Here is an 11,515-nt window from a genome sequence, read left to right as displayed (position 1 = left end):
TTATAATACTGGTAATTTAAAATATATTTTATACTTATAATGCATCAAAATCCTTTGTTGATCATTTTGGGGCCAACTGCATCTGGTAAAACCAAGCTCGCTGTGAAATTGGCCGAAGCGCTAAATGGCGAGATAATCAGTGCAGATAGCAGGCAAATCTTTAGGGGTATGGATATTGGTACTGGCAAAGATCTTAGTGAGTATGCGGTGAATGGAAAAATTATTCCATATCATTTGATCGATATTAAACAAGCAGGAGAAAGATATAACGTAAACGAATTTAAAGAGGACTTCTTTGCTATTTTTCAGAAATTAACTGACCAAAATGTACTTCCTATACTTTGTGGTGGTACAGGGATGTATGTTCACAGTATTCTTCAAAATCATGAATACACCGCTATACCAGTAAATAGTGAACTGAGGGACACCTTAAAAGAACTGAACAATGAGTTATTAAGGAACAAGTTGTCTGCTTATCCATCCGAATTTACAAAACAGGCAGATCAATCATCCCATAAAAGAATGATCAGGGCAATTGAGATTGCAGAATACCTGATACATAACGATTTGCAATCAATTGAAAGACCTGGAATTGATCCACTGGTGATTGGTTTGACATCGGATGTTGAGTTGCGGAGACAGAAAGTGATCAATCGTCTTGAGCTTAGGTTTAATGAAGGTATGATAGATGAAGTGAAAGGGTTAATTGCTGAAGGAGTTACTAAAGAAGATCTTGTTTTTTATGGCCTGGAGTATAAATTTATTGCAGCTTATCTTTTCGATGAGCTTAGCTATTCGGAATTAAAAGAAAGACTTGCTATAGCGATTTGCCAATTTGCAAAACGCCAAATGACCTTTTTTAGGAAGATGGAGAAGGATGGTGTTAAAATAAACTGGTTTAATACAGAGTTAAATCCGGATGAGTTACTTGATGGTGTTCTAAGTATTTATAAATTGAAATATAAGGATCGTAGTTAAGCTATGTGATATAATTGTTAGTGTTATTTAAAAGTTGTTATTCGTATAATAATATATTTCTTTTCAATGTATGGCATGCAATTTGTAAATGATCAGGTGTATAGCAAAAAAACTATGCATTAAATTTAAATAAACGATCAAATGAAAAATTCTACAAAATTCTTTGCGACTGCAGTAGCTGCAGTGGCGTTATTTTTTACCACTAATGCCAGTGCTCAAAAACTAGGTATTGGAGTGAACCTGGGTGTTCCAACGAACGATGGTTATAGTTTTGCTTTAGGGGCTGATGCCAGACTTCAGTTTGACGTATCGAAACAAATATCTATTCCTGTAACTACAGGTTATACTCATTTTCTTGGAAAAGAAGTGGCAGGAGTTGATGTGCCTGATTTTGGTTATATTCCACTAAAAGCTGGTGTGAAAATATTCTTTGATGAAACAGGTTCAGGTCTTTACGGTTTAGGTGAACTGGGAGCTGCTTTCGGAGTTACCAATGGTTCAGGAACTTCGTTTCTTTATTCACCTGCATTAGGTTATTCATGGAGCAATGGTTTGGATTTGGGAGTGAAATATGAAGGACTTTCAAAAGGAGGAGGAAATTTAGGACAAGTAGCTTTACGTGTAGCTTACGGGTTCAAGTTATAATGCTGAAATTGAATATTTATTTAAAGCCTCTGAATTTTTCAGGGGCTTTTTTAGTTATTTAAATATAAAATAGGTATTTTAACCAAAAAACAATGCAATGGAGCTATTTTAGGCCTGTACAAGCATGATTTTGCTATTTTAGAGCTACAATAGATTCATAGATTCATAAAAATATAGATAAAGTATGAAAAAATATCTTGCGGCCGGAGTGCTTTTAATGGCTCTGTCTTGTACAAATACAGATAAAACAAATACGCAAGCCTCAACAGATAATATATCTGAAAGTAAGGTAGCTACTACTGCTGTTGTTGAATTAACCGATAGTAAAGTTCAAAATATTTATGATGGTTATATCTATTTAAAAGATGCTTTAGTAGAATCAAAGTTTGAAGATGCCCAAAAAGCTGCAACACAATTAAAGACCAGCCTTACTAATTTTCCAGGTTGTGAGAATACGGCTATAATTGCAGAAAAAATAGCTTCGGCCAAAGACATAGCCTCGCAAAGAAAAGAATTTACTTATTTGAGCTCAGATGTAATTGCGATGTTTAAACACGCAGATTTGAAAAAAGGCTCTATTTATGTTCAACATTGCCCTATGGCCAATAAAGGAGAGGGCGGGGATTGGCTGGCTTCCGAAAAACAGATTCAGAACCCTTATTATGGAGATGAAATGATGGATTGCGGCGCAGTTTTGGAAGAGATCAAACCCAGTAAGTAGTTGTTAATCTTACTTGATTTTGACCCACATTTAATAATTATTTAACAGCTTTGTTATAGTTGATTTAATGCTAATAGAAAAGGATTAGTTAGTTTTGTTTATTATAAATTTAAGATATATATATGTCAGATATTGCAGAAATTAAGATTGATGGGAAGATATACGAATTCCCAGTTATAACAGGTTCCGAAGGAGAGAAGGCCATAGATATTTCCAAACTTAGAGACTTAACAGGTCATATTACTTTAGATTTTGGCTATAAAAACACTGGGTCAACAAAAAGTGCCATCACTTTTCTTGATGGTGAAAAGGGAGTTCTAAAATATCGTGGTTATCCAATTGAAGAATTAGCGGAAAAGTCAACATTTCTTGAGGTAGCATATTTACTTATATATGGAGATTTACCTAAACAAAACGAACTGAACGATTTTCAGGCTCAAATTAGCAGACATACGCTAATTCATGAAGATATGAAGAAGTTCCTCGATGGATACCCTTCAAAATCTCATCCAATGGCGCAATTATCTTCATTGGTTTGTTCATTATCAACATTTTATCCTGAATCGTTAAATGCAAATTCATCAGCAGAAACGATGGATTTAACAATGATTAAGTTGTTGGCTAAATTTCCTACAATTGTATCTTTCATTTATAAAAAATCATTAGGTCACCCACTTATTTATCCTAAAAATAAGTTCGATTACGTTAGTAATTTCTTAAACATGATCTTTGGGCAACGCACCGAAGAAATAGAAATAGACCCTGTAGTAGTCAGTGCAATGAACACATTGCTTATTCTTCATGCTGATCATGAGCAAAATTGTTCTGCATCAACTGTAAGAATGGTAGGTTCTTCTGATTGTAATTTATATGCTTCGGTATCTGCAGGTATTGATGCCCTATGGGGGCCATTACATGGTGGAGCTAACCAAGCTGTAATTGAGATGCTGGAGCGTATTAAAGAAGATGGTGGAGATACCGAAAAATGGATCAACAAAGCAAAAGATAAGAATGATCCTTTCCGTATGATGGGTTTTGGACATAGGGTTTACAAAAACTTTGATCCAAGAGCTAAAATCATTAAAAAGGCATGTGACGATATTTTAGAGAAATTAGGTATTGATGATCCTGTTTTAGAAATTGCTAAGAAACTAGAAGAAGCAGCATTAAGTGATCCGTACTTCGTTGAGCGTAAGCTTTATCCTAATGTTGATTTCTATTCAGGTATAATTTACAGAGCACTTGGTTTCCCAACGGATATGTTTACAGTTCTTTTTGCTTTGGGCCGTTTACCAGGATGGATTGCTCAGTGGAAAGAAATGCACGAAAATAAAGAGCCTATTGGCCGTCCACGTCAAATATATGTAGGTCATACAAATAGAGAATTTGTTGCTATAGAAAAAAGAAAATAGATTAAACATATATCTTAAATAAAAAAGCCTTAGCTGTTCAGCTAAGGCTTTTTTATTTATACAAAGTAATATATGAATCGCTCAATTACCCATTCAGAAATGAAAGCTGCCATCATATACAAGAAGCAGAGTGTTATCATTTTCTTAATGGTCACCTTTCTGGAACGCTGGTAGAATACAGTTAAAGCTTTATAGAGATACCAGATAATCCCAATAATTACTGCCCACTTGATGAGATCACTTATTGAGGATCCCGTACCGAATAAATCCCTCCTCAAAGGAACTGTAACTATTTGGGTAATAAAAAAAGCAGTTGTTCCGTGTATAGTAAATATAAGGTGATCTAGATAATAGATGTGGTTTCTTCTGAAATTCCACATAATAAATAAAGCTAGTAAAGGCATCAATAGGAAGTATTGTTTTGGCCTGTAATGTTCAAGTTCTTCTTTTACGGACCAATTACCTGATGCCGATTTTTGGTTTATAGCAATTTCACGTTTCTTAAAAATTCTATCGATCCATGAATCACGATCTGCTTCATTTAGCTTTGCACATATGTTGCCGATTTTCCAATAAAAGAATCATCCTCAAAATCTCCATCCTCCAGGGTTTTTTTTAGTGCTTCTGTTTTTGATTTTGCTGAATCCTTACTTGCAGAAGAATGAAACTCTACTGCTTCGGCTTTGTGTTCCAATTTATTTGGAACTACAATGAAATAAACAATAGAAACAAAGATATACATACTAACCGGATTGATATATCTGGCCCTTTTACCAGCTAAATAATCCAGTGTAACTTCTCCCGGTTTTGTAAGTAAGGGTGATAAAGTTTGAAAAAACTTATTGTCGAAGTGGAAATAATGAGCTATACTGTGACTTATGAACTGCCAGAAATTTTCTTTAAGCTCCAGGTTAGCCTGTCCACAATTACTGCAATAATGTTTTTCTACATTCTGCCCGCAATTCAGGCAATTATGTTCTTTTCTATATTTACCAGTCGACATAAATCTATTAAAAACGGTTACTAAAAAATCCTAAAACAATTGACTTAGTGGCTCATTGCTTTTATAGCTGATTCCTCTGCACGGTTATGTTTATACTTGAAAATAAAAGGAAAAATAACAGCAAGTACTAAGGCATATGATGCAAAAGTAATCCAGATTCCCTGCCAATCCTTACTATGGTCGGCATAAGTAAAAAACTTATCAATAATTAACCCGCTTGTGAAACTTCCAAAAAGTGCTCCAAAACCGTTTACCATCATCATGAATAAACCCTGTGCGCTGCCTCTTATTGAGGCATCAATTTGAGTTTCCATAAATAAGGAACCCGAGATATTGAAAAAGTCGAAAGCCATACCGTAAACAATACAAGATAGGATGATCATCCATAAACCTCCTGCCGGATCAGCAAAAGCGAAAAGACCAAATCTTAGCACCCATGCAAGCATACTTAGCAACATCACATACTTAATTCCAAATTTCCTTAAGAAGAAAGGTATTGCAAGAATAAATAGTGTTTCAGATATCTGGGAAATGGACATTATAATTGCAGGGTATTTAACAGCAAGTAGGTTTTCGTACTCCGGGATATTTTTAAAGTCGTGCAAATAGGTATCGCCGTAGGCATTTGTAAGCTGTAGAGCTGCCCCTAAAAACATAGAGAAAAAGAAAAATACCGCAAATTTCTTTTGCTTAAATAATGTAAATGCCCTTAAACCCAGCGCATCAACAAATGACTTCGAATCAATTCTGTTCGCAAGGGGAGGGCATTTAGGTAATGTAAAGGCATAAATACCTAAAGCCAGTGAAACAGCCGAAGCAATATAAAATTGATTAGAGGATGCCTCGTTTCCTGAAAGACTTACAACCCATAAAGCGGCAATAAATCCAATAGTTCCCCAAATCCTGATAGGTGGATAATCTTTTACAACATCTTTCTGAGCACTTTTTAATGCTGAATAAGCTACTGTAATAGACAAAGATAGCGTTGGCATGTAAAAGAACATGTTTACTAATATAACCCAGAAAAAGGTAGTGGGATTGTCTACAAGAGGCAAAGAGAAAAGGCTAACTGCTCCAAGGATGTGTAAAATTCCGTATAGTTTCTCTGCATTAATAAAACGATCGGAAATGATACCCATAAGAGCGGGCATAAAAATAGCCGAAATACCCATGGTAGAGAAGATTGCTCCAAACTCTGAGCCAGACCATCTTTTATTTTGAAACCAATAAACTCCGATAGTAATGAGCCAGGAACCCCATATAAAGAATTGTAAAAAATTCATTAGAGTTAAGCGAAACTTAACATTCATAAATAATAGTTTAGTTGGTTTTTTAAAGTAATGGCTGAATATAGAACTATTTTAAAATTGTTAAGCTGAATTTCTTTTATTTATTTCATCACGAATTCTGGCAGCCTTCTCATAAGCTTCTTCAGTAATCGCATCCTGAAGTTTTTGCTGGAGTTCTTCCATACTCAAAGCTTTGTAGTTAGTGCCTGGAATTGAAGTGCTGATATCTTCTGAGCCCTGTTCTTTTGGAATGCTATCTATATTTTCAAGAAATAGGAAATCATTTCCCTCAATTACAATTCCTGCTGAAGATAAAATGAATTCATAGGTATAGATAGCGGCATTAAAACGAACAGCCAAAGCTATCGCGTCTGAAGTCCGGGCATCTATTTCATGAGTGGTTTCACCATCGGTACAGATCAATTTTGCAAAAAAGACACCTTCTACCAAGTTATAAATCAAAACTTCCTGTATTTCAATGTTATAAGTTTGGGCAAATGTTTTGAACAGGTCATGAGTTAATGGCCTGCTTGGCGTCATTTTTTCAATTTCTATGGCAATAGCCTGTGCCTCAAAGGCGCCAATAATTATAGGCAAACGTCTTCTTCCGTTTACTTCGCCAAGAACCAGGGCATATGCTCCTGATTGGGTTTGGCTATAGGATAAACCAACAATATCGAGTTTTACTTTTTTCATATTAAATAATATCCGGCAAATGCAGATTGCCCTTGCCGGATATTTAATTAACCTTTATGTGCTTTTAATGCTTCTATTAATTTTGGGACAACTTCAAATGCGTCGCCAACAATTCCGTAGTCGGCTACTTTAAAGAAAGGTGCCTCAGGGTCTTTGTTAATTACAACAATAACTTTAGATGAACTAACACCGGCCAAATGCTGTATTGCACCTGAAATACCTATTGCAATATATAAGTTCGGACTGATGGCGATACCTGTCTGACCAACGTGTTCAGAGTGAGGTCTCCAGTCAGCATCAGAAACCGGTTTAGAACAAGCAGTTGCTGCACCAAGAAGATCAGCTAGTTCTTCAATCATACCCCAGTTTTCAGGACCTTTTAACCCTCTTCCCGCCGATACAACAAGTTCTGCATCAGGTAAGGAAACCTTATTGGTTGCTCTTACTATTTCTTTAACGATAGCAGTAAGATCAGTTGCTTTAACTTCCGGATTAAATGCCTCAACGGCTGCATCAACTGCTGATTCTTTAACGCCAAACGCATTTGGATTTAAAGAGCCAGGCCTTTTCCTGAGAAAGAGTTTGACAACACAACTACGTCTGCATTTTCTTTTTTTGCTGCTTCAGCAATAATTGAGGCATATGCCTGATTTACGAAATTCTTGAGCTGATCATTAGAAACATTTAAAACTTTAGAAGCTCCGTATTTACCTAATGCTTTAAGTTCACTTTCATCAACATTACCAATAGATATAGCGGTTAAACCGCCACCTTGTTTATCTGCAATGGCTTTTGCATAAGATACTGCCTCGAAAACAGATTTCTTAAATTTGCCATCTACTTGTTCTACATATACTAAAACTGACATACGATCTTTATTAAATAATTTTTAAACTCTGAAATAGAACTTCAGTTAGATAACTTTAGCCTCCTGATGTAATAAGTCGATTAATTTAGCGGTCTCTTCAGCAGGAACCAGCTTAACTGCACCACGTGGAGGAGGGGTTTCAAATTGCTGCACTTTAGCAACCTGCTCAATTTCTTTAGCTTCAACAACTACAAGAGGTTTAGTTCTAGCAGACATAATTCCTCTCATGTTAGGTATTTTAGGTTCTGCAGTTCCTTCTGCACAACTTGCAATAAACCTGCCAGTTACAGAAACAACTTCTTTACCACCTTCAATTTCGCGGTCAATTGTTGCAGTTGTTCCATCGTAATCTAATTTTTTAATGATAGAGATAGACGGGATGTCAAGGAATTCGCCAATCATTGCAGCAACCTGAGACCCATTATAGTCTATAGATTCGCGACCGCAAAGGATCATATCAAATTCAGTAGTTTTAGCGTATTCTGCTATCTGATAAGCTGTAAAATAAGCGTCTCTCGGAGTAGCGTTAATTCTGACTGCGTCATCAGCGCCAATAGCAAGTGCTTTTCTTATGGTCGGTTCTGTCTGGCTTTCTCCAACATTTATTACGGTTACCGTTCCTTTACCACCCTCACAAAGTTCAATAGCTCTTGATAAGGCAATCTCATCATAAGGGTTAACAATAAATTGTACACCTGCGGTATTGAATTGTGTATTATCGTTAGTAAAAGTTATTTTTGTTGTTGTGTCGGGCACATTACTGATACAAACTAATATTTTCATATGTATAAATTTGTTTTAAAGGTAATGAAGCTGTTTTAGCTTAAATTGTCTTTTTGCAAATCTAATTAAAAAAGCAGGGATTAAAAATGCAAAGTACCCGATTAACCAAACTATTAAACTTTTTAGAGAGCGAACCTAATGATCCTTTCGTTTTGTATGCCCTTGCAACAGAATATAATTCAGCAAATGACTTTGAAAAAGCATTTGAATACTATCTGAAACTAGTTGCTGAGCATCCTGATTATGTTGGGACTTATTATCATCTTGGAAAGTTGTATGAAAAAACGGGGAAAACTGAAGAGGGAATAAAAATATATCAAAAAGGTATGCTTGCAGCCAAAAATAAAAGGGATATGCATGCTTTTTCTGAGTTACAAGGCGCGTATAATTCTGCAGCAGGTTTAGATTATGAAGATGATTAATTACTAACAGATTGAGCAGTAAGAAGCAACTTTTGTTTATCAGAAATGTGATGCTGTTCACGTTTACTGCTTTTGGGGGTGCGCAAGCGCATCTGGCTTTATTGCTTAAGTATTTTGTAAAGGATGCCAAATACATCACAGAAGAAGAATTGCTGGAGCTGAATGCCTTGGCGCAGGTATTGCCAGGACCCGCATCAACTCAAACGCTTGTTGGCATTGCATATAAAGTAGGAGGGTTAAAACTTTCTTTAATAACATTTTTAATCTGGATTTTTCCCTCTGCTGCTGTTATGACTTTTGCAGCCATTAGCTATGCAAAGGTTGATCACAAAGAAAAGTTTGTAGAGATATTGGAATATATACAACCGATAGCTTTGGGTATTGTTGCTTTTGGGGCATATAATCTTTCAAGAAGGGTGCTGGTTTCGCAGTTGTCTGTATTTCTGGCTATTTCAGCTATAATTTCTACCCTTGTATTGAGGAATGCCTATGTATTTCCTATTGCAATTTTAATAGGAGGTATGATTTCATCTGCTTTAGATGCTCCAAAAGAGGAAAGTGAGATTCGAGTAAAGCTATTCTCAAATATAAATCCCAAAAAACTGATCTATTTTGTAGGGGTATTATTATTTCTGGCCTTATTAGGGGCCATTATTAACCGTACTTCGCCTTTTAGCTTGCCTATCAGGTTGTTCGAGAACTTTTACCGCAATGGTATCTTTATTTTTGGTGGTGGACAAGTGCTGGTCCCACTTATGTTTACTGAATTTGTGCAAATGAAGCATTACCTTCATTCTTCAGGGTTTCTATCTGGCTTTGCATTGCAACAAGCCTTACCGGGTCCTACATTCTCATTTACAAGCTATGTTGGCGCACTAAGTATGAGAAACTTTGGTTATGGAGTAACTGGCCAGATAACGGGAGGGATAGTAGCCGTTTTAGGTATCAATTTGCCTGGATTGATTTTGGTGTTATTTATTGTTCCCTTTTGGGAAGATCTTAAAAAGATAGCACGTATTAAATATTCGTTATCCGGGATAAATGCTGTAAGCGTGGGTTTTATTATTGCTGCATTTATTCTCCTTGTAAAGCCAATTGGTATGGACTTTACAGCAATAACGGTTTTAATAGTAACATTTCTTATTCTGAATTTCACTAAAATAAGCCCGCCTTTTATTGTTTTGGGTGGTATATTGTTAGGCTACTTTTTATAGCTCCATTGGCTGATTAGAACGGAGCATCTTCATCATGCATGTCATCCATGCGCGATGGTTTAATGATTACATTTCCGGTGGGTCTGTCAAAATCTTGCGAAGGATGCATACCTGCACCAGGACTGTCCATAGAGAATGAAGTAGGTGCAGAGAAGCTTTCTTCCAAATCCGCAAATTTCACATACTTACCAATAAAGCGTAGCGGTACAATTCCGGTTTCACCGTTACGGTGTTTTGCAATAATTACCTCACCAATACCAGCTTGGGAGCGTCCCTGCTCATCTTCGGTAATACCATAATATTCTGGTCTGTATAAGAATAGTACCATATCCGCATCCTGCTCGATAGATCCAGATTCACGTAAATCCGATAGCATTGGTCGTTTTCCGTTAACACCAGGTCTGCTCTCTACGGCACGACTTAACTGCGATAGTGCAAGTACAGGTACATTTAGTTCTTTGGCAACAGATTTAAGCGCTCTTGATATACTACCAATTTCCTGCTCCCTGTTACCACCGCCGCTTTGTCCTTCTCCCTTACCATGCATCAACTGCAAATAATCGATGATGATTAATTGCAGGTCATATTGAGATTTAAGCCTTCTGCATTTTGCTCTGAATTCAAAGATGTTAAGGGCAGGGGTATCGTCTATTAATAGTGGAGCCTCTGTTAAGGTTCCTATTTTACTATGTAGCTGTTGCCATTCCCATTCTGCCAGATTTCCTTTTCTGATTTTTTCCTGCTCAATCTCGGTTTCTCCTGAAATCAAACGATTTACCAATTGAACAGACGACATCTCTAATGAGAACACTACAACGGGTCTTTTAAATTCTACAGCTGCATTACGTGCACAGGTTAGAACGAATGCTGTTTTACCCATCGCCGGACGAGCTGCAATGATTACTAAATCTGAAGGTTGCCATCCACCTGTAATACGATCAAGATCAGTAAAGCCGGATGGAACACCTGTTAACCCATCGCTTTTACCACGAAGCGCTTCTAAGGTGGCTAAAGATTGTTTTACAATCTCATCCATCTTTTGTGTATCTCTTCTTAAATTGTTCTGAGCAATATCAAATAAGTTCTTTTCTGCATGATCCAGCAAATCGAATATATCTGTGGTGTCCTCGTACGCATTCTGAATAATCTCTGAAGAGATCCTGATCAATTCCCGCTGAATATATTTTTGGGAAATGATACGGGCATGGAATTCTATGTTCGCTGCTGAAGCTACTCTATTTGTCAGGTTAGTGATATAATAAGCGCCCCCAATCATTTCTAATTGTCCGAGCGTTCTCAATTCAGAGGTAACGGTTAAAATATCTACTGGTTTGGATTTCTGAAAAAGCCCCTGAATTGCTTCAAAGATTTTTTTATGCCCTTCATGATAAAATACTTCGGGTTTTAGAATGTCAATTACGGGAGATAGGGCATCTTTTTCGAGCATTAATGCACCAAGGACAGCTTCATCAAGGTCAATTGCC

At 36.6% G+C, this 11,515-nt stretch carries 11 protein-coding genes and 1 pseudogene; 6 read left to right on the top strand and 6 right to left on the bottom strand.

Annotated elements, in window-relative coordinates:
* Positions 1-39 precede the first annotated feature (39 nt).
* The 4 genes from miaA to AC1DDX_RS24300 all read left to right on the top strand — a co-directional run bounded on the left by miaA (position 40) and on the right by AC1DDX_RS24300 (position 3,756).
* Positions 40-978 (top strand): tRNA (adenosine(37)-N6)-dimethylallyltransferase MiaA, encoded by a 939-nt coding sequence (gene miaA, locus AC1DDX_RS24315; RefSeq protein ID WP_172663192.1) that lies wholly within the window; start codon positions 40-42, stop codon positions 976-978.
* A gap of 141 nt (positions 979-1,119) precedes the next feature.
* The gene (locus AC1DDX_RS24310) at positions 1,120-1,623 is read left to right on the top strand and encodes a hypothetical protein (RefSeq protein WP_172663191.1); all 504 of its coding nucleotides are present in this window, start codon (positions 1,120-1,122) and stop codon (positions 1,621-1,623) included.
* 184 nt (positions 1,624-1,807) lie between these two features.
* A complete protein-coding gene (locus tag AC1DDX_RS24305; protein WP_288883320.1) occupies positions 1,808-2,344 on the top strand; it encodes a DUF3347 domain-containing protein in 537 nt (178 codons plus the stop codon).
* A 122-nt stretch (positions 2,345-2,466) separates the two neighbouring features.
* Entirely contained in the window at positions 2,467-3,756 is a 1,290-nt protein-coding gene (locus tag AC1DDX_RS24300; RefSeq protein ID WP_172663189.1) for a citrate synthase, read from the top strand.
* Positions 3,757-4,297: 541 nt separating this feature from the next.
* Here the strand turns inward: AC1DDX_RS24300 and AC1DDX_RS24295 are convergent.
* From AC1DDX_RS24295 to AC1DDX_RS24275, 5 genes and pseudogenes are all read right to left on the bottom strand, one after another.
* Positions 4,298-4,759, bottom strand: a complete 462-nt coding sequence (locus AC1DDX_RS24295; protein WP_477622742.1) for a DUF3667 domain-containing protein — start codon at positions 4,757-4,759, stop codon at positions 4,298-4,300.
* 44 nt (positions 4,760-4,803) lie between these two features.
* Complete coding sequence (locus AC1DDX_RS24290) at positions 4,804-6,069, bottom strand: nucleoside permease (RefSeq protein WP_172663187.1); 1,266 nt, start codon at positions 6,067-6,069, stop codon at positions 4,804-4,806.
* 60 nt (positions 6,070-6,129) lie between these two features.
* Positions 6,130-6,744 carry a bifunctional nuclease family protein gene (locus AC1DDX_RS24285; protein WP_172663186.1) on the bottom strand — a complete coding sequence of 205 codons (615 nt, stop codon included), beginning with the start codon at positions 6,742-6,744 and terminating at the stop codon, positions 6,130-6,132.
* A gap of 47 nt (positions 6,745-6,791) precedes the next feature.
* Positions 6,792-7,612: pseudogene (locus tag AC1DDX_RS24280) on the bottom strand (electron transfer flavoprotein subunit alpha/FixB family protein).
* Positions 7,613-7,657: 45 nt separating this feature from the next.
* Positions 7,658-8,395, bottom strand: coding sequence for an electron transfer flavoprotein subunit beta/FixA family protein (locus AC1DDX_RS24275; RefSeq protein WP_288883323.1), 738 nt, complete (start codon positions 8,393-8,395; stop codon positions 7,658-7,660).
* Between the two features lie 86 nt (positions 8,396-8,481).
* Between AC1DDX_RS24275 and AC1DDX_RS24270 the strand changes: the two genes are divergently transcribed.
* Together AC1DDX_RS24270 and chrA are read left to right on the top strand one after the other, a co-directional pair.
* Positions 8,482-8,817 (top strand): tetratricopeptide repeat protein, encoded by a 336-nt coding sequence (locus AC1DDX_RS24270; RefSeq protein ID WP_172663183.1) that lies wholly within the window; start codon positions 8,482-8,484, stop codon positions 8,815-8,817.
* Between the two features lie 50 nt (positions 8,818-8,867).
* Positions 8,868-10,031 carry a chromate efflux transporter gene (gene chrA, locus AC1DDX_RS24265; protein ID WP_172663913.1) on the top strand — a complete coding sequence of 388 codons (1,164 nt, stop codon included), beginning with the start codon at positions 8,868-8,870 and terminating at the stop codon, positions 10,029-10,031.
* 13 nt (positions 10,032-10,044) lie between these two features.
* On the opposite strand, the gene dnaB is transcribed toward chrA, so the two are convergent.
* Positions 10,045-11,515 (bottom strand): replicative DNA helicase (gene dnaB, locus AC1DDX_RS24260; RefSeq protein ID WP_477622741.1); only part of this gene is annotated, 1,471 nt, incomplete at its 5' end.

It is taken from the genome of Pedobacter sp. 10L46_2 (assembly GCF_056395165.1).
The sequence above is the reverse complement of the archived record's forward strand: the minus strand, read 5'-3'. Positions and strand labels throughout refer to the sequence as shown.

Bases quoted from the DNA above. Each gene is read 5' to 3' on its own strand.
- AC1DDX_RS24275 (WP_288883323.1), bottom strand. From the start codon at position 8,395: ATGAAAATATTAGTTTGTATCAGTAATGTGCCCGACACAACAACAAAA.
- AC1DDX_RS24290 (WP_172663187.1), bottom strand. From the start codon at position 6,069: ATGAATGTTAAGTTTCGCTTAACTCTAATGAATTTTTTACAATTCTTT.
- AC1DDX_RS24295 (WP_477622742.1), bottom strand. From the start codon at position 4,759: ATGTCGACTGGTAAATATAGAAAAGAACATAATTGCCTGAATTGCGGG.
- AC1DDX_RS24270 (WP_172663183.1), top strand. From the start codon at position 8,482: ATGCAAAGTACCCGATTAACCAAACTATTAAACTTTTTAGAGAGCGAA.
- AC1DDX_RS24310 (WP_172663191.1), top strand. From the start codon at position 1,120: ATGAAAAATTCTACAAAATTCTTTGCGACTGCAGTAGCTGCAGTGGCG.
- AC1DDX_RS24305 (WP_288883320.1), top strand. From the start codon at position 1,808: ATGAAAAAATATCTTGCGGCCGGAGTGCTTTTAATGGCTCTGTCTTGT.
- AC1DDX_RS24300 (WP_172663189.1), top strand. From the start codon at position 2,467: ATGTCAGATATTGCAGAAATTAAGATTGATGGGAAGATATACGAATTC.
- AC1DDX_RS24285 (WP_172663186.1), bottom strand. From the start codon at position 6,744: ATGAAAAAAGTAAAACTCGATATTGTTGGTTTATCCTATAGCCAAACC.
- miaA (WP_172663192.1), top strand. From the start codon at position 40: ATGCATCAAAATCCTTTGTTGATCATTTTGGGGCCAACTGCATCTGGT.
- chrA (WP_172663913.1), top strand. From the start codon at position 8,868: ATGCTGTTCACGTTTACTGCTTTTGGGGGTGCGCAAGCGCATCTGGCT.